This is a genomic window from Nitrincola alkalisediminis (genome assembly GCF_009821115.1).
In the GTDB taxonomy this organism is placed as follows: Bacteria; Pseudomonadota; Gammaproteobacteria; order Pseudomonadales; family Balneatricaceae; genus Nitrincola; species Nitrincola alkalisediminis.
On record NZ_VYTY01000001.1, the window covers coordinates 455,516 to 478,884 of the forward strand.

The following is a 23,369-nucleotide window of genomic DNA, read 5'->3' on the forward strand; positions in this document are numbered from 1 at the left end:
TTTATTCATCAAGGATATCCTATGGCGAATGCATTAGTACTTGAAGATCTAAACAAAACTTACGCAAATGGATTTGTCGCCCTTAAAGGGATATCGCTTGAGGTAAAAGAAGGTGACTTTTTTGCCCTGCTGGGGCCGAACGGTGCTGGCAAGTCGACAACGCTGGGGATTGTTTCATCCCTGGTGAATAAAACCTCTGGGCGCGTCAAAATTTTTGGTTTTGATTTAGAAACGCAAACCGCCGATGCCAAAAAAATGCTGGGTGTGGTTCCGCAGGAATTTAACTTTAATGCCTTTGAAAAGGTCATCGACATCGTCGTGACTCAAGCAGGCTTTTACGGCATCCCTAAGCGCATCGCCACCGAGCGTGCTGAGTTCTATTTGCGAAAGCTGGGTCTGTGGGAAAAGAAAAACCAAAGTGCCCGTATGCTCTCGGGGGGAATGAAGCGACGTTTAATGATTGCCCGAGCCTTGGTTCATGAGCCTAAGTTGCTGATTCTTGATGAGCCGACGGCGGGCGTTGATATTGAGCTGCGACGCTCAATGTGGGAGTTCCTGCGTGAAATTAATGCGCAGGGCACCACCATTATTTTGACCACTCATTATTTGGAAGAAGCCGAGTCCTTGTGTCGTAACATTGCGATCATTGATAAAGGCAACATCATTGAAAACACCAGCATGCGCAGCCTACTGCTAAAGCTGAACACCGAGACGTTTATTCTGGACCTGAAGGATGAGCTACCCGATGCCTTGGCAATCAGTGGTTATGCGTTGCGCCAGATAGATGCGCGCACAATAGAGGTCGATGTTGATAAAAACACCGGGTTAAATCGTGTTTTTCAGCAGTTGGCCGATCAAGGTGTAGAAGTGATGAGTATGCGCAATAAATCCAATCGTTTAGAAGAGTTATTTGTGTCATTGGTCGAAAAGAATTTAGAAATGAAGGAGCTCGCATGAGAGGTCAGTTGCTGTTCACTGCGTTCTGGACCATCCTGACGAAAGAAGTGCGTCGTTTTACGCGAATATGGGTGCAAACTCTGCTCCCCCCTGCGATTACAATGACCTTGTATTTTATTATTTTTGGTAATCTGATTGGCTCGCGCATTGGTGATATGGGTGGTTTTGCCTATATGGAGTACATCGCGCCGGGGTTAATCATGATGTCCGTTATTACCAACTCCTACGGCAATGTTGTGTCATCCTTTTTTGGTACAAAATTTCAACGGAACATTGAAGAGCTGCTCGTGGCGCCCATACCCAATTGGGTGATCTTGGCTGGTTATGTGGCAGGGGGAGCCGCCCGTGGTTTGGCAGTGGGGGTGATCGTTACGCTTCTATCCTTGTTTTTTACGAATCTCTCGATACATCACTTTTTTATTACGCTCAGCACCGTTATCTTGACGGCCATTGTCTTTTCATTAGGCGGCTTTATTAATGCGGTGTATGCCAATACATTTGATGATATTTCGATTGTTCCGACGTTTATCCTAACGCCCTTAACCTATTTGGGGGGTGTTTTTTACTCTATTGCCTTATTACCTGGCTTCTGGCAGACCGTTTCTCAATTTAATCCTATACTCTATATGGTGAACAGTTTCCGCTATGGATTATTGGGTGTCAGTGATATTAATATCGGTTTTGCCTTTATGATGATTATTGGCTTTATTCTAGTGTTAGCTGCGTTTGCGATGCATTTGTTGAATACGGGTAAGGGGATTCGTCACTGATGAGCGATCATGAAATCATTAAGCAGTCTCCTTTAGGGCAGGGTACGGCCTATGTTAATACCTATGACCCTAGCTTACTCTACCCCATTTCGCGCCAAATCAGTTGGGATGAAAAGGGCGTGAATCGGGCCTCTTTACCTTTCAGAGGCGTGGATATTTGGAATGCATTCGAGGTATCTTGGTTAAACCCTAAGGGTAAGCCGATTGTAAGGATTGCCGAGTTTCGGATACCGTCGCATTCGCCCAATATCATTGAATCGAAATCCTTTAAGTTGTATTTGAACTCATTCAATTTAACGTGTTTTGCCTCTGAGTCGGATGTTGTGGCGCTGATGCGCAGGGATTTATCTGCCGCTGCTGGCGCGACCGTGCAGGTGCAGCTTAGTAAGCTCGATGCTGCTCCGCCCTTTGAACGCTTTCAAGGGGAGTGTTTAGATGAGCTTGACGTTGAGGTCACGCATTATCAACCCAACCCTCAGCTGTTACGTGCCGGATCACGCATTGTCGATGAAAGCCTGTACAGTCATCTATTGAAGTCGAACTGCCCGGTCACGGGGCAGCCTGACTGGGCCAGTATACAAATTCGTTATAAGGGCCCCGCGCTGGACAGGGCAGGTCTGCTCGCTTACCTCATTTCCTATCGTGAAAAAGGGGACTTTCATGAGCAGTGTGTTGAAACTATATTTATGGATATATGGCAGCAGTGCAAACCACAAAAGCTAACCGTGTATGCACGTTATGTGCGACGTGGAGGGCTGGATATTAATCCTTACCGTTCTAGCTTAGACAGTTTGCCAAGAAACTGCCGTTTATCGCGCCAATAATTGATGAGGTGTATATGCAAGCGCTCGATCTACTGTTAACGCGTGTGTCTTCGCCGGTATTAGATGAGCCAGCGCCAACACCCGAACAACTGGATTTGATTTTTCGTGCAGCGTTTAGAGCACCGGATCACGGTGGTTTACGTCCCTATCGTTTTTTGCAGATTGAAGGGCAGGGGCGTGAGCGCTTAGGAAAGGTGTTCGTTGAAGCGGCGCGTGTCGAGAATCCAGCAATTACCGATGCTGAGTTGGATAAGTTGGCGGGGAATCCTTTGCGAGCGCCTATGATTCTAGTGGCAATTGCCTGTTTACAAGATCACCCGAAGGTTCCCTTAATCGAGCAGCAAATTACGGCAGGCTGTGCGGCGCACAGTATGATTTTGGCCGCGTTTGCTCAAGGGATCGACTCAATATGGCGCAGTGGGGCAATGGCCTTTAATCGCGATGTGCATCGTCTTTTGGGACTTGAGGCGAACGAAGAAATCATTGGGTTTATTTATATGGGAAAAGCACGGAAACATCGTGTGGTTCCTTGTCCTTCACCCGGAGAGTTTGTTCAACGTTGGGGGCATGCATGAATAATAAACAAGTCGCTGCTTTTTTTGACGAAATTAAAGCGCAAATCCCGTTAATCAACGCCATGGAGTTGCAAGATTTGCTGTATGACGGGCATGGGTTGAGCCTGCATGCCCCCTTATCACCGAATATTAATGATAAAGGCACGGGCTTTGGCGGTTCCTTAGCGGCTCTGGCAACCTTGTCCGGTTGGTGTTTAACCAGCCTTTACGCCCGAGATGCCAATTTACAGGCTGGGGTGGTGATTGCCGAAAGTCATATACGCTATCTTGCACCGGTGACCAGTCACTTCACGGCAAATGTTAACCTGCCCAGTGCTGATGTTTGCAAAGCCTTTATTCGTGATCTTCGTGATCAAGGTAAAGCTAAGTGGACATTAGATGTCGATATTTACGATGCGAAGGGGCACGCGCTGAGTTTAATTGGAACCTACGTGGCGCGCATGCCCACTTAATGCTGTTGAGTTTAAGGGGTGACGCGTGTCACCCGCTCAATCACGATGTTGTCAGACGGGACATTCTGATGCATGCCTTTACGCTGGGTCGAAACACGCTCAATCTGATCCACAACGTCCATGCCTTTTACGACCTCACCAAAGACCGCGTAGCCAAAGCGACCTGGTGCGCCATTCAAGTTTGGATTGTTGGCGGTATTAATAAAAAACTGCGACGTGGCACTGTGCGGTGCATTGGTACGAGCCATGGCAATGGTCCCGCGTTGGTTGGCGATCCCATTTTCTGACTCATTTTGCACAGCGGCATTTGTTGCTTTTTGCTGCATTTGCTCGTTAAAACCGCCGCCTTGAATCATAAAGCCAGGAATGACTCGATGGAAAATGAGGCCGTTGTAATAACCTGCATCGACATAAGCCAAAAAATTGGCCACGGTTAAGGGTGAACGTTCATCGTACAATTGTATCTCGATTGCGCCTTTGTTGGTTTCCATAAGGACCCGTGTGTCCGCTTGGGTAATAGACGCAAAGCTCACGAGACAAAGGGTTGAGAGTGCAAAAAATAGCTTCCGCATGTAAAAATACCTTAATTCCTTATACATTAAATCGGTTCATTTCGCTGTGCAGTTGTTCAGCCAGTTGCGACAGGGCATTGGTTGCCTCTGTTGATTGTCCGACATGCTCAGCCGATTGATCCGCAATGTCTTTAATACCGTGTATGTTTTGGTTAATTTCTTTTGCAACGGCGGACTGTTCTTCCGTGGCCGTTGCAATGTGTTGAATCATATCATGAGCTGCATGCACTAGGGCGAGAATTTCGTCCAAAGCCACGTTGGCTTTTTCAGAACTTTCGAGTGTCGACTCAGTGTGCTCGACACTTTGGTTGATCGCGGACACCGCCTGCTCAGCTCGTGATTGCAGTTGATTAATGACGGATTGAATTTCATTGGTGGACTCTTCCGTGCGTCTTGCAAGTCCACGAACCTCATCGGCTACAACGGCAAATCCACGTCCACTATCGCCGGCCCGAGCGGCCTCAATGGAGGCGTTGAGCGCAAGCAGGTTGGTTTGCGAGGCAACATCACGAATCACCTGCAGCACGCTACCAATCGTATCGCTGTCGGATTTTAGGTTTTGAATAATTTCGGCGGCTTTTGAAATTTCGTCAGAAAGCTTATGCATGGACGAAACAGAGGATGAAACAATATTGCTACCGATTTTGGCTTTCTCACTGGCGTGAACAATTTGATCTGCCGCTGACTGTGCGCTGCGAGCCACTTCCTCAACGGTGGCCGCCATTTCATTAATGGCGGTTGCGGCATTATCTAATTGAGAGGATTGGTACTTAACCCCTCTGTCGGTTTCTTGGCTGATTTGGCTCAGCTCAGTGGCAGAGGACGCCAGTGTTTCCGAGTTGGTTTTGATACGATCAATGGTGCCAGAGAGGCTTTTGCGCATGGCTTCAATTGAACCCAGTAAGCTGGACTCTTGGTGTTTTGAAATGGGTATCGTGACGGTTAAGTCACCTTGAGCGACACGTCTGACAACACTGGCAGCAAAGGTTGGATCACCCCCGAGTGTTTGTACAATTGAACGGACGATAAGTAAGCCGATCGCGGTTGCAGCGATGACAATGAATAAAAAGAAAAAAACCAAAATCCAAACCGTTTTTTGAACAGGGCGCATTGCCTCGCTGGCCTTGACCTCAAGTACTAATCCCCAGCCGAGGACAGGAATCGGGATATAACTGCCGACCACCTCCTCATTGGCCCCGTTTAAATAGCGACCAGAACCCGCCATCATCTGTGCTATGGCTTCGCTGGCTTGAGACGTAATGGCACGACTGGTATCGGCCATGGATCGAGAGGGCGTGAGCAGTTGTCCATCGGTATTAATTAAATAAATATCCACTTGAGGGTCTTGGTTGAGTTCTCGCACACGGTTGATCAAGGTATCAAGCGTTACGGCTCCGCGCATGACGGATACAATTTGATTGTTTTTATAGATGGGGACCGCAACGGTGCTGACCTGATTTCCTGTAGCCCTTGAAATGACGGGCTGTGAAAAGACGTCTCGACCGGAAATTGCTTGCTTAAACCAATCGCGGTCGGGAACCGAAAAGGCTTGAGCTTCACTCAGAGGTAAGATATTGGCGCGGTTTTGGCTATATGAAACGCCTGAAGTACCTAAACCTTGAGGCGAGACAACAAAAATGGTGTCATAAAACCCCTGAACTTGCGCTGTTTGCTGCAGTAAATGGTTGGTTGCATCGAAGTCTCCTTCAATAACGGGAGTCAGTCGCGCTAAAAACCGCATTTCGTCTTGCCGTGCGTCAAGCCAGTCGATAAAACTTTGCGCGTAGCGTTCGCCTTGTCCTGCCAGTTGATTGATGATCATTTGTGTGTGAGAGCGGTAGTATTGGCTGAAAACTGTGGCGGCAATCAGGCAAACCGACGTGATCACAATCCCTAAAATCATTAGTGTCAGTTTTTTGCCAAAGGAAAGTCTGAGTGAGGCAGTAGGTTGGGCGGTCATGGACAGGTGCTCCGAAAAGCAAAGTTAAATTCTAATTCTTATCTGATCTTGATCTTAAATGAAGGCTTGTGTGTTGGGTATCCACCTTGAGTTTAATACCTATGCACTTGAACCATTCGCCAATGACGGTGCGTACACCTAAGAAAAGGAGTTCTCAATGAATCGCTGTGTACGTATGAGACGATGGCAAAGATCGTTAATGTTTATCTTACTCAATTTGTTTATAGCACTTCCTGTTTATTCGTCAACTGATGAAGCTCTTCAGGCACGCTACGCTGGTTCAGCGCTGTATGATGTGTATCGAGATGACCGTCTCATTGGTACGCATACACTTCATTTTGCTGAAGAGGGTGATCTACTGAGGGTGGATGCCGAAATGAACCTGCAGATTCGCTTTCTAGGTATGTTTAACTACCGTTATCTGTACCAAGCGACGGAGCGTTGGCACAAGGGTGAGTTGCAGTCTTTAGAGGTGCGCGTTAATGATGATGGCAAGGAAACAGAGATTCAAATGCAACGTCAAGGCGATGTATTGCGGGTGTCTCAGGAGGGTAAAACACACGAAATTGAAATTGAGGGTACACTTTTAACAACAAATCATTGGAATGTGGACATTCTGTCGCAGCAGCAGGTCATTAATACGCTGACGGGCAGGCTCAGTACATTAAATGTAGAGCGCATAGGCGAGATTGAGGTTCCAAGAGGGGCCGACGAGCGTGTGATCGTTCCCCATTATCGTTTGGGTGGTGACTTGAAGGATACAGAGACTTGGTACGATGAAGATGGGCGTTGGCTTGGTATGGAATTTTCAGCTCGTGATCGCTCACGGATTCGTGTGTTAAGTCGCCAAATAGGGGTGGATCGATGAAGTCGACGCATTGCACTTGGATCACGGGTGGAGGCAGCGGTATAGGCTTTGCCCTTGCACAACAGTTGGCAGAACAAGGGCGTGTGATCGTTATTACGGGTCGCGATCCGCAGCGTTTAAGTAAAGCATGCCAAACGATCAATGCTCGCTTGGAGTTTCCTAGAGCCCATTATCAAGTGTTGGATGTGACAAATGCTCAGGCCGTGGCTGAGTGTATTAATGAAATTGAAAAAAACCAAGGGTTGATTGAGTTGGCGGTTTTGAATGCAGGCGATCATTTTGCCAATGGTTTAGATGATTTCTCGGTTGTCCCATTTCGGCAGTTGTTTGAAGTCAACGTGTTTGGGGTGTTAAATTGTGTTGAGGCTCTACTCCCTCGATTTAAAGCTCGAAACGCAGGCCATATTGCCGTCACTGCATCGGTTGCTGGGTATCAAGGTTTACCGCTGGCATCGGCCTACGGGGCGAGCAAAGCGGCTATTATCCATGCCTGTGAAGCACTCTATTTTGAGTTACGTTTAACTCAAATCAAGCTGCAGATCATTAACCCAGGATTTGTCAAAACCCCTTTAACGGATAAAAACACCTTTGAAATGCCGTTTTTAGTGGAGCCAGAGGATGCAGCAAAGGCCATTATCAAAGGACTGACATCACATCGGTTTGAAATTGCATTCCCAACCCCTTTTGTATTGATCTTAAAAACCTTAAGGTATTTACCCTATCGTTGGTATTTCGCATTGGTGGGGCGTATGACGGGATTTTCTTCATCAGGATCTGAAAAATGACAACCCAATCCAATCAAGCTGTTTGTGAGGCCTATGCCTCGGTGTTTAGTCAATTGTCCCCAGCGACAATTGAATCTTTTCGTCCGTTAGTGTCATCGGATATACGCTTTAAAGACCCTTTTAATGATCACTGTGGGTTTGAGAAAATGGCGAATGTGTTGCAAGACATGTTTAGGCATACTCAGAACCCAGGGTTTACAGTGCTTGAGCAAGATGTGTGTGGCGATCATGCGTGGTTGCGTTGGCGTTTTAGGGCGGATATGCCAGTCATAGGCGCTTTTGAAAGTGAAGGGGTGTCACGCATCGTCTTTAATGCCGATGGCAAAGTGTGTGAACACATAGATTATTGGGACAGTGCACCCTTGTATATGCAAATCCCTTTGCTCGGTCGCCTGTTAAAAGCCATTCGTAACCGTATGGCTAGCGATCACTAAAATGCTCACTCAGACTAAAGGGGGCATGATTTAGATGCTCGCCTCGGCTAAACGATAGCGTCACGGTTCCCAGCTCAAACCCCCATTTGCGAATCGTGGCTCGATTAATTAATACGCCGCCCGGTTGTAAGTACATCCAGTCGTCAAAATTGACCTTCCAACTATCATCGCCGACTTTCAAATTCATACTATAGACCCAGTGCAGAGTATTACCTTTAATCTGTCCACTGGCTTGCCCAATAATGTCGTCTGCTGTGCCCGAATATTGACCATTACCTTGTGGTGTTATCGTCCATATACGTCGGTCGAGCTCACCATCAGAATAAAGAAACAGTTCATCTAACACTAACTTTCCATTCTCCATCGTGCCGTCAATTTCAACGATAAACTCGCGACGCAGTTTGCCAAAGCGGTCTTCAAAGATCCCCCAGGCATAGACTTTTCCATCGAAAAAGTCCTCAAGAACCAATTTAGGTTCTCGTTTATCAAAGTGTTCGATGTTCATATTACTGCACCCGACCATGAGTAGCAGAAGAAAGCACAGGTTTAGTGAGCGAGCCCGCATGATGTAAACTCCCAGAAGTACGCTCGTTTAGGCGGCGTATGAGTGCTCGATGATGATGGTTTCGCAACGGAAACCTCCATAAAATTAAGATAGACATGCTTTTGAATACGCAAGGCAATAAGGCGTAGATCAATGCCAGGCTCAGTGATGGAGTCGCGCTTTGTGCATCGAAACCGCTTAGCTCCAATAAACCAAGCGCAAAGAGTGCAGCCAAGGCTAAAGCGGCTTTGGTGGCTGCGTTCCAGAGGGCGAAGAGCAAGCCTGTGTGCTCTCGTTTAAAGCGAAATTTATCCCAGTCAGCCACTTCCGCTTGAATGGCATGGGGGAGCGACAGATCGGCACCAAATGCAAAGCCAGTAAGGATACAGATTAGGACAAAGGCGTGATTATCACCGGGTGCGAGAAAAACGGCCGGTATAAATGCACAGATGGCGAGGATCATGGCGACAGACCAGAGTAGCACCTTGTCAAAACGCCGACTTAAGTAGAGCCAAAGCGGAAGGCTGCAGCAGGCGGCAATAAAGTAAATTAAAATGAACACACCACGTGCATCGGGTGAGTTACCAAGCACAGAGGTGATATACAAAGGGAAGAGCACTGCAGGTATGCCATTGGCTATGCCGTTGAGCAGCCATGCAGCAATCAATCGAACGGCTAAGCGATTGTTTTTGATATCCTGCCAACGACCTTGTGCCATCTTAAGGTAAGAGGGCGTAGGTAAGTCGGATAAGAGTCGATACAGGAAAAAAGCTCCCAGTAGAACCGTGACCAGCATCATCGACTGCAGTACCGCCTGAGTTGAAAAACCCATCAGTGCCAACAACGGAAGACAGGCGGAAAGCAACAGACCCAACAAGGAAAACCCTTCTCGGTAACTGATGGCACGTGAGCGTTGGAAGCTGTCGGAGCTAAGGTGAGTGATCCAAGTGATGTAAGGAATTTGAATCAGCGTCCAGCCCAAATAGAGTAGAGCCGATCCTGCAAACAATGAGATTGCAGCTGTGCTCGGGTCAGGGTGGATGAGCAACCAGAGACCAGGAATACATAGCAATCCTCCCGCCACAAAGGTCAGTTTAAACAGTTTACCTTGCACATGATCCAACCATCGACCAATTAAAGGGTCACTGATGACATCCAGCACACGTGCCAACACCAACAGCAATCCCACCATGCCCAACGACATTCCAACCTCTTCTACATAAAAAGTGGGGAGCAGAATGTACACGGCGACGGTGGGAATGGCTAAAGGGAGGGCGGGGAGTGCGTAACTCAGCACAGCCCGCTTGGGTAAATGGCTGTTCACTTGGCTTCCAATTGATAAAGACCAACATCAATGGTTTTGTAGCGAAAGCCACCCTCACAGTACGCGAGGTAGAAGAGCCACATACGTCTGAAGCGCTCATCAAATCCTTGTGCCTGAATGCGAGGCCATTGCTCTATAAAACGATGACGCCAGCGGGCAAGTGTGGTTGCGTAATCCAAGCCAAATAGCAACTGATCTGTGATGTCAAAGCCTTGTTGAGCGGCGGCAAGGGTTAGACGTTCAGGTGAGGGTAACATTCCGCCCGGGAAAATGTAGCGTTGGATAAAGTCGGGATTACGGCGATACTCCTCGAAACGCGTTTCATCAATACTGATGATTTGTAAAATGGCCTTGCCACCGGGACGCAAACAGTTTTTCAGTTGCGTAAAGTAGGTGTCCCAATGCTCTTCACCCACGGCTTCAAACATCTCGATTGAAACAATATGATCATACTGCGCCTCAACATCGCGGTAATCCGTCAGGCTGAAGGAGCATAGGTGATCGAGTTTAGCGGATTCAATTCGTGCACGAGCAAAGGCGAGCTGTTCTTGCGACAAGGTGACACCGTGAACTTTGACCCCAAACTCATGCGCGGCAAACTCCGCAAAACCACCCCAGCCACAACCGATTTCGAGGAGCTGCTGACCTGGCTTTAGATCTAGCATCTCGGCAATTCGACGGTATTTATTGAGTTGAGCTTGATGCAATGACTGATTTTCATGGGCAAAGAGCGCCGCTGAATAGGTCATGCTTTCATCCAGCCACAACTGATAAAAGTCGTTGCCAAGATCGTAATGATAGGCAATGTTTTTGCGGCTGCCTTTTTTAGTGTTAGAGCGTTTTAAGTGTATTAACCGATTGAGCGCACGTATCCAGGCTTTACCATTATTGAGCTCTGGCATTTTAGCTTCATTGCCTAACGCCCATTGAACTAAGGCCACCAGGTCAGGGCTGTCCCACTCACCGGCCATATAGCTTTCGGCAACACCGAGCTGTCCGCCTTGTAAAAAGCGGCGTAAAGGTTTCAGGCTGTGCAAACGAATCTCGGCTCTCGGTTCCCCTTCGTGTTGATGACCGAATGTCAGTGTTTGTCCGCTGGGGAGCGTAAACAACAAGGTGCCGAAATCAAGATGAGGTAGATACTTCATCACGGTATTGAAACAAAGACGGTTAAACCAGCCCTGTTCGGGCAAGAGCGCTTGTGCAGTGAGAGTTTGGTAGTGTGAAGGCTTCATAATGAGTTCATCTCCGTCTGCTGGACCAAGGAAATTCGATGTTCAGGTGGGGTGGGTCGAGGCTGTATACGCAAGCCTTTTCGCCATAATTGCAGGGCTTCCCAGTGAATACCTGCAATGACTTTCATGGTCATCAGCGGATGACGCCAAAATGTTTGAGTGATTGTTTTTTCGGTTATTTCAATACGCTGACCGGTAAAGGTCGCATTCAAAATGGCTCCTTCTGGATCCGTTTGCTGAATCAGAACAGCGACCTTCTCACCCGGAGGCGTCATTCTGAATTGGTAGTTTGTCTCCATCGGCATAAAAGGGGAGACGTAAAAGTGTTTGTTACAGGCTTGCTGTATGACCTTGCCTGAGGCTTTCTCGACAGGAATCAGATACGAGTGGCGCTGATTAAAGGTATTACTGACTTCATACAGAATCGCGACGAGTTCGTTATCCTCGTTGTAGCAATAAAACACACTTAAGGGATTAAACACGTAACCCAGTATGCGCGGATAACACAAAAGGCGAATCGCGCCAGCGCCTAGATCGATCTGGTTGTCTTTGAGGAGTCTATTGACCTGCTCCTTCAAAGGCGTTGTACTGCCATCACCGTGATCCTTGGTGTGGAATGAAAAAAGATTGAAGCGGTTGACTGAAAAAAAGCGTAAGCGATTTAAGGCCTCTAGCTCGTCAAGGTCCAATAGCCAAGAGCTGACGTTATACACAAATCGATGTTTGGCAGGCTTTAAGCGTTGATGCATCACCTCGCCGCAGTAAATAGCGGAATGAAGAGAGAGACTCATGCGACGGCTTCCTGATTCAGCCCTTTGTCGGGACGCTTAGGTGGATGAACATGAATGCGACTGTTGGGGTTATCTAAACTCCAAGGACGTTTGATACCGCCAAGGCGTTCGGCAACGGCAAGTCCTGACTGTAAGCCATCTTCATGGAAACCGTAACCAAACCAAGCACCACAGAACCAAGTGTTTTTAACACCCTGCAAATTCCAAAGTGACTCTTGAGCTTGGATCGACTCAAGTGTGAAGGCTGGATGATCGTATAAGTAACTGCGGCAAATGCTACCTTCTTTTGGCTCGCTCAGCGGATTCAGTGTCACGAATAAAGGCTTTTCCTCGGGTAGATGCTGCAAGCGATTCATCCAATAGGTAACACTGAGCGTGTCAGTGCTGTGCTCTTGGCCTTCGGCAAGATAGTTCCAGCTTGCCCATGCGGCTTTGCGCTTTGGCATTAAGGCAGGATCATTATGAAGAATGGCGCGGTTGCGCTGATACGGAAAATGCCTCAGCAACTGCTGCTCGTCGACAGTGGGCTCTGCCAGCATCTCTAAGGATTGATCGGCATGGCACGCCAATACGACATGATCGAAAGTTTCGCGTCGACCATGTAAGTCTTCCAGAATGACCTTACCGTTGTGTCGATGAATTTTATGGATATGTTGGTTCAAGCGCAGATTTTCGCCCAGTGCATCGACAATTTTCTGCACATAGACTCGGCTTCCACCTTTCACCGTGCGCCATTGAGGGCGGTCTTTAAGTTGCACTAACCCATGATTCTGGCAAAAGCGTAAGAAGGTTTGCGCAGGATACTCAAGCATCTGCTTTGCGGGTGTTGACCAGATAGCCGCTCCCATCGGGATCAGGTGTTGTTGAATAAACGCCTCGCCATAACCATGGTGTTTGAGCAACTCACCCAATGACATGTTTGCCGTTGCTGGATTTGTTGCCATGCTGTCGGACTCTTTATAGAAACGAAGCAGGTCTTTAATCAACATCCAAAAGCTGGGTTTAAAAAGGTTACGACGCTGGGCAAAGAGACCGTTTAAATCGGTACCACTGTACTCAACCTCTCCTTGATTTAAGCTCACGGCAAAGGACATTTCTGTTTCAAGGCTTTCAACCTCAAGGTGGTCAAAAAATTTAACAAGATTCGGGTAATTAACGGGGTTAAACACAATGAACCCCGTGTCAACGTCAATCCGTGCTCCATCTGGGTAGTCAACGGCCACAGTGTTGGAGTGTCCACCGGGACGATCGTCTTTTTCGAAGAGGGTGACATTATGGTGTTGATTAAGAAGCCAAGCGCATGAAAGACCGGAGATACCCGATCCGATTACCGCTATCTTTAAGGGTCTAATTACTTTAACGTTCATTGGGTGGCCTCATGCCTTGCAAAGGTTTCGTTAGTGAGCCTTACGTGTCAGTTTATGTGCTTAGATCACTAAGACTAAACACATATTGTGAACTGACGATTTTGAGGTTAAAAGAGATGATCTATTTCAGACGACAGCCCGTAGGATGATGCAATGAATAACGACGAGCCTTTAGGAGGCGATGTGAACGCAGTCTTAAGCATTGCGGAGGAGAGGAAAAAAGAAATGCGTGACAATTGGTCTGCGCGTTTGACTTCTCTGGCCGAAACCCGGGATAAAGCTGTATTTGCGAGTTTATTTGATTACTTTGCACCACGTCTAAAGGCTTACATTACTCGTCTAGGCATGCCGCCAGCTACGGCTGAAGAGGTTGCGCAAGAAGCCATGTTATCGGTATGGCGTAAAGCGCATATGTTCAATGCTGAAAAGGCCAGTGCAAGCACGTGGATCTTCACCCTCGCACGCAATCTGTGTATTGATAGAATGCGCCGAGAAAAGGCAGTTGAATACGAGTTACCCGAGGAAGAGCCTGATCCGGAGCAGCGAGATCAAGGTGAACACTTAATACTCGAAGAACGGATGCGAGACGCTATTGCCACTCTGCCTGAGAACCAAGCGCAAGTGTTGCATCTATCCTATTACGAAGGGAAATCGCATTCTGAAATTGCCGACCAGTTAGGGATTCCGTTGGGCAGTGTTAAATCAAGATTACGTTTAGCGTTTAGCAAGTTAAAAGCGCATTGGGGAGAAGAAGAGTGAACATTAGCCATCATTTTGACGACGCTACTTTAATGGCCTATGCCTCCGGCAGTCTCCCCCAGGGCATGGCTTTATTAGTGGCTTGCCATTTACATTGGTGCCCACATTGCCGTCAACGTCTCGCCGAGGCTGAAGCGATTGGTGGTGCTCTGTTGGCACAAATTGAGCCTATGAGCCTGAAAGCCGATGCACTTAAATCGGTGATGGATCGTTTGGATCTTGAGGAAGAGATACCGCTGCCGCAGATACGTCCTGTGCAAACGGCAACGGATTTACCTGCTCCTTTACATCATTACCTTCAGACAAACCTTGACCACCTGCCTTGGAAGCGTTTGGGCTATGGTGTTCATCATATTGATTTGAACTTAAAAGGACCCGGCGCAACGCGCTTATTGAAAATTGCACCGGGTGTGTCGGTCCCTCACCATACTCATGCAGGTAACGAGTTGACCTTAATCCTGCGCGGTTCTTACACAGATGAGTTTGGCCGCTTTAGTGCAGGAGACGTAGCCGATTTGGATGGTGAAGTAAAACACCAACCTATCGTTGATACCGATCAAGACTGTATTTGCTTAATTGCGACGGATGCTCCCTTGAAGTTTACGGGTTTAATGGGACGTTTGGTGCAGCCATTTATAGGACTATGATAAGACCTTCATTATGAATGTGTATTGGATTCGAAATGACCTGCGCCGGATAGACAATCCGGCGCTTTTTTATGCCTGTGAATCGCAACAGGGTGTGATTGCCGTGGTGACACTGACGCCAAAACAGTGGCAAATGCACCTTGAATCTCCGGCTAAAATGACATTATGGCGTGATCGACTGAAGGTGTTAAAGGATGAGTTGCTGCAGCTCAATATACCGCTGCGTGTGTTGTTGCTTGACACCTTTAAAGAGGTGCCTAAGGCGTTACAGCAGTTTGTCATGTCGGTGGGAGCTTCAAAGCTCTTTTTTAATTATGAGTATCCGTTGAATGAGCGCCAACGAGATCAAGCGGTTTGTCATGAGTTGAATGCCGTTGGGGTTGAATGTTTAGCCTTTCATGGCGAGTTAATTGTTCCGCCCGGTCAGGTACTGACAGGGCAGGGAACACCCTTTAAAGTATTCACGCCCTACAGTCGCGCTTGGCGCCAATACCTACTCAAGCACTTAACGCCCGCGCTGGGGCTTCCGGCAATGCAGCCTCCATCGTCTATGCCGTCTGATGATGTGCCCCATGACCTAGGCTTAATGCTGCTTGCCAATGATGAGCGCGCCTATGATCCCACCCTCTGGCCTGTCACCACGGCTGATATCCATCAACGATTAAATCGTTTCATTGATGAGCGGGAAGCGGACTATAAAGCGCTGCGTGATTTTCCATTTAAAGATAAAACATCACGGCTGTCACCCTACTTGGTCCTCGGTGCAGTGTCGCCAAGGCAATGCCTTGCCGCACTAATCAGTCACTACGCATCCGATGCTTGGCTAGACAGCACTTGGCTCAACGAATTGATTTGGCGTGAGTTTTATCGCCATATGCTGGTGGCATTCCCAGAGCAGAGTAAAGGCTATCCCTTTAGGCCAGAGGTTGAAGAGAAAATACAATGGCAATTTGATGAAAAGTGCTTCAAAGCTTGGTGCCAAGGTGAAACCGGCTACCCGATTGTCGATGCCGCGATGAAGCAGCTTTTGTCCACGGGCTGGATGCACAATCGTTTACGCATGGTGGTTGCTTCTTTTCTCACTAAGTTGTTGCGAGTTGATTGGCGGATAGGGGCCGATTTTTTTATGTCTAAGTTGATAGATGGCGATTTTGCATCGAATCAAGGCGGTTGGCAGTGGTCTGCATCGGTGGGGGCAGATGCTGCGCCGTATTTTAGAATTTTTAATCCAGAGCTTCAAAGTGAAAAGTTTGATGCATCGGGTGAGTTTATTGCCTTTTGGTTGCCAGAATTGCGACAATTACCGGCTAAGCAGCGCCACACACCGGGTGCCGGTCAGTCGTTAGGACGGCCTGCTCCCATTGTTGAGTATAAAAAGGCGAGGCAAGCAACATTAGATGCCTATCAATCCCATGCAAAATGAGAAGAATATGACACCGAATGAATTAATAACTGCGTTAAATGCAGGTCCAGTTGCCTTTGAAACCGTGATGGAAACCTTAAACGCTCACTACGATTTTACGCCTGCGGCCTTTCGAAATGGGGATCTGGAAAATTCAGCTGAGGTCAATCAAGGCTCATGTAAAATTTTAGCCTTTGCACAATTGCACGCCTTATCTGAGCAAGCGACGCTCAATGCCTTTGGTCGTTTTTACACTGAGGATGTATTGCAGCATCCAGAAGGAGCCGACCATCAAAATATCCGCAACTTTATGAACACAGGTTGGGCGGGTGTATCATTTGATGGTCAGCCGTTATGCGTGAAAAGCGAAGTTTAGAGCCTAGGCTTAGAGCACCGCCAGTGCCGCTTCATAGTTGGGCTCACTGGCGATTTCAGCCACGAGCTCAGTGTGCAGAACGTGTCCGGTCTCATCCAGCACAACCACCGCGCGAGACAACAATCCAGTCAGAGGACCGTCGACAAAGGTCAAGCCCATAGTATTGCCAAAATCACTGCGGAAGGTAGACGCACTTTTAACCTTGTCGAGACCTTCAGCGCCACAGAAACGTGCCAGTGCAAAGGGTAAGTCAGCCGAAATGCAAACGACTGTTGTGTTATCCAATGAGGATGCCGCTTCGTTGAACTTGCGCACGGAGGTGGCACAGGTTGGGGTGTCTACACTTGGAAAAATATTGAGCACAACACGTTGTCCAGCCAAGTCTTGCAATGCAAAATCAGCTAAATCGGTGCCTGTTAGGGTAAAGTTGGGGCATGAGCTACCAACAGCTGGAAGATCGCCAATCGTATTAACGGGGTTACCACGTAGAGAAACGCTAGCCATGTTATTATCCTTCCTTTAAAACTGAGTAAATTACTTGGTTATTATAACCTGTTTAGACTTAATGCCTAGTCTTAATTATTGCGCTTGGCTAGAATTAAGTGATTACAGGACTCAAACGCTTGCCCCTCATGATGCAGGCTGACATTTAGAATAAGGAAGGCACTATGCCGATGCAATGGCCGCAGTTATTGACGACAAAACGTTATGGGCATGAACATCTGACCTCTGCAGAGATTGGCCGCAGTCATTTTCATAAAGATCATGATCGCATCATTTTTTCCAGTGCATTCAGGCGGCTGGGACGTAAAACTCAAGTGCACCCCCTCACGCTCAATGATCATATCCATACGCGTTTAACCCATTCAATCGAGGTCGGTAGTCTTGGGCGCAGTCTGGGTATTCGGGTAGGAGAACTGATTGCGAATGAGCTTCCACCTTGGTCTTCTCCCCATGATGTTGGCATGATTGTGCAGTCAGCGTGTTTGGCACACGACATAGGCAATCCCCCGTTTGGCCATGCAGGCGAGTATGCGATTCGAGACTGGTTTCGACGTCATGCGCAAGATCCGCGCTTTGCATCCTTGCATCCCTTGGAGCTGCAAGATTTGCAAACCTTTGAAGGCAATGCTCAGGGCCTTCGAGTGGTCACCAAAATCGAAAACAATCTATTTGACGGTGGCTTACGTCTGACGTACCCAACATTGGGAACCCTGATTAAATACCCTTGGACGGTTGAAAAAGCAGGAGAGAGGGGGAAGTTCGGTGTTTTCCAATCCGAAGTGGAGACGTTAAATCAACTTGGGCATGAGCTCGGGCTGATAAAGCTGGATGAAAATCACTGGTGTCGGCATCCTTTAACCTGGTTGGTGGAGGCCGCGGATGATATCTGCTATGCCATCTTGGATCTTGAAGATGCAATAGAGTTGCATATTCTTACGTTTGATGAAGTGAAGCCCATTTTGTTGCAGCTGTGTGGTGATCTTGATTTTGATCATGAGATTTTCAACTCACAGGCATCTGCTCGTCGGAAGATTTCGGCTTTACGCGGAAAAGCGATGGAGAATATGGTTGAGTCCGCGATTATCGCCTATCGCCATCACTATCCCGCCATTATGAGTGGACAGTATAAGGGAGAGTTGTTGGCCGATGGTGATCCGATGGTTAAAGCAGGGTTGGCCACAGCAAAACGCATTGCGCGTGAGCGTGTCTTCCCGAACAATCGTAAAGCGGAGTTGGAAGTCGGTGCCTATACGATGCTTGGTGTTCTCTTGGAGGCGTTTTGTGATGCCGTGTATGAAGCACATGCGGATTCGCCCGCTCGCCCGGGGTATCGAACCGAAAAAATTATGAATTTAATGGGCATTCATGCCCCCGAGCCTCATTGGCCTTTGTATCAAAGTTATTTGCGTGCTATCGATTTCATCTCCGGGATGACCGATAATTACTGCATTTATTTAGCGCGCCAAATTGGCGGCGGGCTCGGTTATTAATCTTTAAATACAAGGGGATTCAATGGCGTCTTTGCAAGATCAACTTCGTGGCTTGGTGTATTCGACAGAAACAGGCCAGCAGTGCTCTGAATGTCGACGGCCTGTAAAAGAGTGTATCTGTGATCAATTGGCCGATGAAGCACGTTTAGCCCAACTTGATGGTATTGTGCGTATTCGTCGCGAAGTTTCGGGCCGAAAAGGAAAGGGCGTGACAACTGTCTCAGGTGTTCCTTTACCAGAAGCCGATCTTAAGCGTTTAGCGAAAACCTTAAAGCAGAAGTGCGGAACGGGTGGTGCTTGCAAAGAGGGCATCATTGAAATTCAAGGGGATCATCGAGACTTGATTAAAAGCCTTCTGGAGGCAGAAGGCTTTAAGGTAAAACTCGCCGGAGGTTAAGCGCGATTTACAAGGAGTAGGACAGAGCAATTGAGCCAAAATTATGGCTGTTGCGCTGCGTACGGAATTGCTTGGTGCGATACACGCGAGCGTACGACAGTTTCCAGCGTTCGTAAGTGCCAGCCAAGCCAAAGGATGCCTCGGCAAAGGTATGGCGCTTATCAACGGAATGGCTGTCACGCCAAGTATTACCATCCAAGAAAATGTCGCGAACGACAAAGCGTCCATCCAATGACATAAAGCCATGCACGCTCCATTGATTATCAAAGCGTGGGTCACCAAAGCCCGGTACACTGCTGTCACCTCCAGCCCTTAAGGCAGACGTGCCCAAGTCAGAGGGTAAGTTTTTCCCGAGACGAATTTGACCGCCCGTGTTCACATAGGTCGCCACATTGCCAAGGCTGCCCCCTGCATGAACAATGGCATCAAACTCCATGCCCGGAAACAATGATGTACGTGCAATGCGGTTTTTATGCTCATAGACCAGTTGAATACCCGGTTCATTTTTCAATTGGTTATCCCAACCGTCAAAACGGTCAAAGCCGCGTAGGTCATGAACGAGGTCTTGAGCTTCTTTAGCTAACGCTGCCGGACCTACCACTCCAAGATTGACCTCAAAGGAGTTCATTTTGTGCTGGCTACGCGTATGGTATCCCATCCCTGCATACAACCAGCCAGCGTAGGGGCGATCGTTTGGGTCGACTTCTGTCAGCAGCCTGTTTTCAGGTGTGAACATTTTTTGGCCCAGACTAAATATCAGACGACGACTGACGGCTTGCTGTTGATCAAAAGGAACGGGATCAAACGGGGTCAGGTATGTATTCACACGGCGTATCCAAATGGGTAACTGCGCATCGTCAACAAAGCTTAGGATATCTGGCGAAATCCAAGATACGCGCACACCATTGGTGTATTGCTGATCTGTGTTGTTAAATAAATCATTTTCGAAATATAAATTAAGCGTCCAGCTTTGACGTATCTCAGGCGCATTGTCGGGTAAGACAACAGGCTCGGCTAAGTCATTGATGTCAAAAACTTCATCTGTCTCTTCAGCGTTAAGGGCAGGTGTGATGGCCAATAAAGCACAAAGTAAAGCGCAGGTGATAGAGGTGAAACGTTGATCAGAGATTGTTCTGAACACGTTAATATCTCCGATGAGAACATTAGGGTAGATTGAAATAATTGAAACTGCTGCACATCAAATGATTGACGGTAAAGCAGGGTGCTCCCTCACAAATAGGAGCACATTTTGCCAAATGTTCGATTGGAAAAATAGAGACTCGCGTGTCTATTTTGTTAAAAGGAGATCGTGCGTGGGAAGATGGACTTTATCGTTAAGGAGAGACATACCCGACAATGCCTCATTATCGTGAGGCATTGTCAGGAAACGAATGGTTACACGCTTTCCAGTGCCTTTTGCGCTAAATGAAGATCGAGCGTTGCCTTTAAAAGCTTGAACAGGTGCACAGAGGCGTCAATTTCTTCTTTTCGGTTCGTTAAGCTTTCGATGTTTAACCCAAGAGGCAGGTCAAGGTGGCGACACGCACTTAGAATTTGATCCAGGTTTGTTTGGCAAATTCTGACAGATTCAGATAGAGGTTTCTCTGAATCTAAAATGCGCCAACGGGTTGCTTCAGGAATGGAGATACCCAGCCATTCCATAAACTCCAGTGTTTTGGCGCTGCCACAAGGTGCGAAGGTTAAAATAATCCGCTTGGGCGCCTGATTCGCTAGGCGGCAAGAACGTGCATAGCGCGTTAATAAGTCGATGGTGGCTTGAGGGTTGTAGACCGCTTGGGAGATAAAAAACTCACAGCCTTGTAAGGTCTTATTCATGAGACGCTCGTGCTCATTGCCTTTAAGTGCGTGGCGTTCAGCAATTGTCACCCCCCCTAAATGATAGTCGAAGCTGCCATTTTTGAGAATTTGATAGGCTTCGTTCAAATTCAAGCGAACGTCACCTTCTGAAGAAGGGCTGCCAACTAACACCAAATTTTGTAGATGGTAGATCTCACGCGTTTCATGTAGCCAAGCTTTAAAGGCTTCGCCGTCACGTTGTGCTACACTTTTATAGGTAATAATTTCGTGGCTGGATTGCTGTGCCAATAAGGCAGAATACTCTCTTGCATCACGTGTATGCGCAAAAGGAAAGGGGCGCGGTGAGGTGATGCGGCTGCTTTCATCCTGTATGTCGTATACAACCAGGCCGTCGTATTCCAAGCCCATCAGACGTGCCAGAAGTTTGTCAGCAATCACGGACATCTGTTCATCATCAGTAGAGTGTTTTGGTGGAGTCGTACCAATAAAATAAACGCCCTGTTGAGGATCTTTGAACTTGGTAGAAAGTGACTGAGACATAAAGTGACACGCCTTTGATTAAATATCGTCTTCGATGTCGTTATTGTAACAATGAATGAGATTCAGATGTGCTTTGTGAGTCTTGAAAGTTTTTTAAGTTAAGCTGAAGATGACTCATATAAATAAAATTACTTAAAATCCATTTTCTTATTCTATTTAGGTGAAGTTACTCATGGAGACATTACCCAATCAACTCTTGATGCAGGTGGGAAGTGATGAAAAATTACCCCCGGTTGATCGTTGGAATCCATCTTTTTGTGGTGATATTGACATGCGCATTGCCAAAGATGGTCGTTGGTTTTATCAGAACAGCCCTATAGGGCGTGAGCGTATGGTCAAAATGTTTTCGCGTATCCTCTGGAAAGAGGGAGAGCACTATTACCTAAAAACGCCCGTTGAGAAAGTGGGGATTCGTGTGGATGATGTCCCTTTTCAAGTGATCCGTTTAGATGTCATTGATGTTCAGGGGCAAACGGGTTTGCGTTTTACCACCTCAGTGGGCGATCAGGTTATTGCCGGAGCCGAGCATCCGCTTCGCATAGGAATCGATTCAATCACCCAAGAGCCTAGTCCTTATGTAATGATCCGTTGGGGTATGGAGGGGCGTTTGTCGCGTAATGTTTTCTATCAGCTGGTTGAGTTGGCGGAAGAGCAAGACGGACACTTAAGAGTGAGCAGTCAGGGTATTTCCTTTGATCTAGGTAGCATTTAACCCTCAAGCTCAGATGAGCTCAGCCGATAGCCTAAGTAATACATGATTGAAATACGTGTTCAGTGCAACGAATACGAACATCAGAGTTGGAGATGACCGTGAATACGATAAAATCCTCCTTGGTGCCGACACCAAGACCCCTCGATAACGCTATCAGCTCATCCAAATCAGCGAAGCCGTCAGAGTCTGGACGCAGTCTGTCTGAGTTGCACGATAAAGTGTTGCAAACCCTATCCCAAAGCATACCGGGTATGTCGGTCGATAAATTTAAAAAGCTGGATGCGAATCAGTTTACACCGGAGAAGGTGGCTGATCGAATCAGTGGTTTTGTCGCTGCAGGACTTGAGAATGCGCGTGCTCGGGGGGCATCGGAAGAGCGTATCCAGCAAATGTATGATGCCGCCATGAAAGGAGTGGAGAAAGGCTTTAAAGAGGCAAAAGAGATTCTTACCAATTTAGATGTCCTCAAGGGCAAGATCGCAGAAGATGTGTCCGAGACAGAACGCTTAACCTTTGATGCATTAGCGAAGTTGTCACCGCAACAACGGCTTGTTTCAAATTTGACACAGATGACGGCCGCACAACGTTTTGAAAAATCAGAAACCTTTGAATTAAATTTGATGACGAAAGAAGGTGATAAAGTCAGTATTTCGTTTGGCCGATCTGAAAGCATGCAAGCGGGTATGTCCATTGCTAAGTCCGATTCGGGAATGGCCGCTATTTTTGATATGAGCCGAAGTGAGACCTCAGGCTTTAGCTTTTCAGTGCAAGGGAATCTGAATGTTGATGAAATTGATGCGATCCAGAACCTTATTCGTGATGTCAATCAGTTGGCAAATGAGTTTTTTGAGGGCGATGTGCAAAAAGCCTTCGAACAAGCCGCTAATTTTAAAATGGACACTCAGCAATTGGCGTCAATGAGCTTAACGCTGACACGCAGCGAAAGTTACAGTGCGGCCATGAGCTACGAAAAAACACAAGCCTTAGGTGGCTCTGCCGAAACTCAACGGCCACAGCAGCGTTTGTCGCAGTTGATGGAGGGTATGAAACAGGCGATGAATGAGCAAATTAAGAGCTTTGTTAAAGAGCCCGAGTCGTTTATGTCTGAGTTGATGAAGGGATTGGTACAGCAAGATATTCGGTATATTGATGCTCAAAAAGAACAACAGGAAAATCTGAATAACAATATGAGTCGCTTGTTAGAGTCAGTGTTTCCAAAACAATAATGGATCGGCAGCTTCAAAAAAACGGAGCTCTAAGAGCTCC

The 23,369-nt window shown here is 47.4% G+C and carries 26 protein-coding genes; 16 read left to right on the forward strand and 10 right to left on the reverse strand.

Translation table 11 applies throughout. From position 1 onward, the window contains the following. Nucleotides 1-21 precede the first annotated feature (21 nt). From F5971_RS02145 to F5971_RS02165, 5 genes are read left to right on the forward strand one after another with little or no spacing between them, the layout of a single operon-like run. On the forward strand, nt 22-957 hold the full coding sequence (locus tag F5971_RS02145) for an ABC transporter ATP-binding protein (RefSeq protein ID WP_036506965.1): 936 nt from the start codon (nt 22-24) through the stop codon (nt 955-957). Then, a complete protein-coding gene (locus tag F5971_RS02150; protein ID WP_036506971.1) occupies nt 954-1,727 on the forward strand; it encodes an ABC transporter permease in 774 nt (257 codons plus the stop codon). Before F5971_RS02145 ends, F5971_RS02150 begins: the two co-directional genes overlap by 4 nt. Further along, nucleotides 1,727-2,551, forward strand: a complete 825-nt coding sequence (gene queF, locus F5971_RS02155) for an NADPH-dependent 7-cyano-7-deazaguanine reductase QueF (protein ID WP_036506976.1) — start codon at nt 1,727-1,729, stop codon at nt 2,549-2,551. Before F5971_RS02150 ends, queF begins: the two co-directional genes overlap by 1 nt. A 14-nt stretch (nt 2,552-2,565) precedes the next feature. Continuing rightward, nucleotides 2,566-3,126 carry a nitroreductase family protein gene (locus tag F5971_RS02160; protein ID WP_193493761.1) on the forward strand — a complete coding sequence of 187 codons (561 nt, stop codon included), beginning with the start codon at nt 2,566-2,568 and terminating at the stop codon, nt 3,124-3,126. After that, the gene (locus tag F5971_RS02165) at nt 3,123-3,578 is read left to right on the forward strand and encodes a YiiD C-terminal domain-containing protein (RefSeq protein ID WP_193493763.1); all 456 of its coding nucleotides are present in this window, start codon (nt 3,123-3,125) and stop codon (nt 3,576-3,578) included. The genes F5971_RS02160 and F5971_RS02165 overlap by 4 nt, the downstream gene beginning before the upstream one ends. Before the next feature lie 11 nt (nt 3,579-3,589). On the opposite strand, the gene F5971_RS02170 is transcribed toward F5971_RS02165, so the two are convergent. Together F5971_RS02170 and F5971_RS02175 are read right to left on the reverse strand one after the other, a co-directional pair. Beyond that, nucleotides 3,590-4,150, reverse strand: a complete 561-nt coding sequence (locus F5971_RS02170; protein ID WP_193493765.1) for a peptidylprolyl isomerase — start codon at nt 4,148-4,150, stop codon at nt 3,590-3,592. Nucleotides 4,151-4,169: 19 nt separating this feature from the next. After that, a complete protein-coding gene (locus F5971_RS02175) occupies nt 4,170-6,110 on the reverse strand; it encodes a methyl-accepting chemotaxis protein (RefSeq protein WP_193493767.1) in 1,941 nt (646 codons plus the stop codon). 157 nt (nt 6,111-6,267) lie between these two features. Between F5971_RS02175 and F5971_RS02180 the strand changes: the two genes are divergently transcribed. The 3 genes from F5971_RS02180 to F5971_RS02190 are packed head-to-tail and all read left to right on the forward strand — an operon-like array spanning nt 6,268 to nt 8,197. Beyond that, nucleotides 6,268-6,978 (forward strand): DUF6134 family protein, encoded by a 711-nt coding sequence (locus F5971_RS02180; protein ID WP_193493769.1) that lies wholly within the window; start codon nt 6,268-6,270, stop codon nt 6,976-6,978. After that, nucleotides 6,975-7,763, forward strand: a complete 789-nt coding sequence (locus tag F5971_RS02185) for an SDR family NAD(P)-dependent oxidoreductase (protein ID WP_036506993.1) — start codon at nt 6,975-6,977, stop codon at nt 7,761-7,763. The genes F5971_RS02180 and F5971_RS02185 overlap by 4 nt, the downstream gene beginning before the upstream one ends. Then, the gene (locus F5971_RS02190; RefSeq protein ID WP_036506996.1) at nt 7,760-8,197 is read left to right on the forward strand and encodes a nuclear transport factor 2 family protein; all 438 of its coding nucleotides are present in this window, start codon (nt 7,760-7,762) and stop codon (nt 8,195-8,197) included. Before F5971_RS02185 ends, F5971_RS02190 begins: the two co-directional genes overlap by 4 nt. On the opposite strand, the gene F5971_RS02195 is transcribed toward F5971_RS02190, so the two are convergent. Genes F5971_RS02195 through F5971_RS02215 form a run of 5 tightly spaced genes read right to left on the reverse strand, consistent with a single transcriptional unit; the run spans nt 8,184 to nt 13,458 of the window. After that, nucleotides 8,184-8,702 carry a DUF3833 domain-containing protein gene (locus F5971_RS02195; protein WP_246187743.1) on the reverse strand — a complete coding sequence of 173 codons (519 nt, stop codon included), beginning with the start codon at nt 8,700-8,702 and terminating at the stop codon, nt 8,184-8,186. The two genes, F5971_RS02190 and F5971_RS02195, sit on opposite strands and share 14 nt — an antisense overlap. A 1-nt stretch (nt 8,703) precedes the next feature. After that, nucleotides 8,704-10,065, reverse strand: coding sequence for an MFS transporter (locus F5971_RS02200; protein WP_193493773.1), 1,362 nt, complete (start codon nt 10,063-10,065; stop codon nt 8,704-8,706). Beyond that, a complete protein-coding gene (locus F5971_RS02205; RefSeq protein WP_193493775.1) occupies nt 10,062-11,300 on the reverse strand; it encodes an SAM-dependent methyltransferase in 1,239 nt (412 codons plus the stop codon). The genes F5971_RS02200 and F5971_RS02205 overlap by 4 nt, the downstream gene beginning before the upstream one ends. After that, entirely contained in the window at nt 11,297-12,091 is a 795-nt protein-coding gene (locus F5971_RS02210; RefSeq protein ID WP_193493777.1) for a DUF1365 domain-containing protein, read from the reverse strand. Before F5971_RS02210 ends, F5971_RS02205 begins: the two co-directional genes overlap by 4 nt. Then, the gene (locus F5971_RS02215) at nt 12,088-13,458 is read right to left on the reverse strand and encodes an NAD(P)/FAD-dependent oxidoreductase (RefSeq protein ID WP_193493779.1); all 1,371 of its coding nucleotides are present in this window, start codon (nt 13,456-13,458) and stop codon (nt 12,088-12,090) included. Before F5971_RS02215 ends, F5971_RS02210 begins: the two co-directional genes overlap by 4 nt. Nucleotides 13,459-13,611: 153 nt before the next feature. Here F5971_RS02215 and F5971_RS02220 point away from each other — a divergent pair, with 153 nt between their 5' ends. The 4 genes from F5971_RS02220 to F5971_RS02235 are packed head-to-tail and all read left to right on the forward strand — an operon-like array spanning nt 13,612 to nt 16,642. Further along, complete coding sequence (locus tag F5971_RS02220) at nt 13,612-14,217, forward strand: sigma-70 family RNA polymerase sigma factor (protein WP_036507002.1); 606 nt, start codon at nt 13,612-13,614, stop codon at nt 14,215-14,217. After that, nucleotides 14,214-14,864 carry a ChrR family anti-sigma-E factor gene (locus F5971_RS02225; RefSeq protein ID WP_036507011.1) on the forward strand — a complete coding sequence of 217 codons (651 nt, stop codon included), beginning with the start codon at nt 14,214-14,216 and terminating at the stop codon, nt 14,862-14,864. The genes F5971_RS02220 and F5971_RS02225 overlap by 4 nt, the downstream gene beginning before the upstream one ends. A 13-nt stretch (nt 14,865-14,877) precedes the next feature. Next, complete coding sequence (gene phrB / locus F5971_RS02230) at nt 14,878-16,287, forward strand: deoxyribodipyrimidine photo-lyase (RefSeq protein WP_193493781.1); 1,410 nt, start codon at nt 14,878-14,880, stop codon at nt 16,285-16,287. A gap of 7 nt (nt 16,288-16,294) precedes the next feature. Beyond that, nucleotides 16,295-16,642, forward strand: coding sequence for a HopJ type III effector protein (locus tag F5971_RS02235; RefSeq protein ID WP_193493783.1), 348 nt, complete (start codon nt 16,295-16,297; stop codon nt 16,640-16,642). Nucleotides 16,643-16,651: 9 nt separating this feature from the next. On the opposite strand, the gene tpx is transcribed toward F5971_RS02235, so the two are convergent. After that, nucleotides 16,652-17,146 (reverse strand): thiol peroxidase, encoded by a 495-nt coding sequence (gene tpx, locus F5971_RS02240; RefSeq protein ID WP_193493785.1) that lies wholly within the window; start codon nt 17,144-17,146, stop codon nt 16,652-16,654. A gap of 164 nt (nt 17,147-17,310) precedes the next feature. Here tpx and F5971_RS02245 point away from each other — a divergent pair, with 164 nt between their 5' ends. Next, nucleotides 17,311-18,636 carry a deoxyguanosinetriphosphate triphosphohydrolase gene (locus tag F5971_RS02245; RefSeq protein ID WP_193493787.1) on the forward strand — a complete coding sequence of 442 codons (1,326 nt, stop codon included), beginning with the start codon at nt 17,311-17,313 and terminating at the stop codon, nt 18,634-18,636. Between the two features lie 22 nt (nt 18,637-18,658). Continuing rightward, nucleotides 18,659-19,033, forward strand: a complete 375-nt coding sequence (locus F5971_RS02250; protein ID WP_193493789.1) for a translation initiation factor Sui1 — start codon at nt 18,659-18,661, stop codon at nt 19,031-19,033. A 7-nt stretch (nt 19,034-19,040) separates the two neighbouring features. Here F5971_RS02250 and F5971_RS02255 read toward each other — a convergent pair whose 3' ends face one another. Both F5971_RS02255 and F5971_RS02260 read right to left on the reverse strand, forming a co-directional pair. Continuing rightward, nucleotides 19,041-20,174, reverse strand: coding sequence for a lipid A deacylase LpxR family protein (locus F5971_RS02255; RefSeq protein WP_246187744.1), 1,134 nt, complete (start codon nt 20,172-20,174; stop codon nt 19,041-19,043). A gap of 254 nt (nt 20,175-20,428) precedes the next feature. Then, a complete protein-coding gene (locus F5971_RS02260) occupies nt 20,429-21,391 on the reverse strand; it encodes a hypothetical protein (RefSeq protein ID WP_036507032.1) in 963 nt (320 codons plus the stop codon). 172 nt (nt 21,392-21,563) lie between these two features. Between F5971_RS02260 and F5971_RS02265 the strand changes: the two genes are divergently transcribed. Continuing rightward, entirely contained in the window at nt 21,564-22,103 is a 540-nt protein-coding gene (locus tag F5971_RS02265; RefSeq protein ID WP_193493791.1) for a DUF1285 domain-containing protein, read from the forward strand. 98 nt (nt 22,104-22,201) lie between these two features. Continuing rightward, nucleotides 22,202-23,329 (forward strand): DUF5610 domain-containing protein, encoded by a 1,128-nt coding sequence (locus F5971_RS02270; protein WP_157682201.1) that lies wholly within the window; start codon nt 22,202-22,204, stop codon nt 23,327-23,329. Nucleotides 23,330-23,369: the final 40 nt, after the last annotated feature.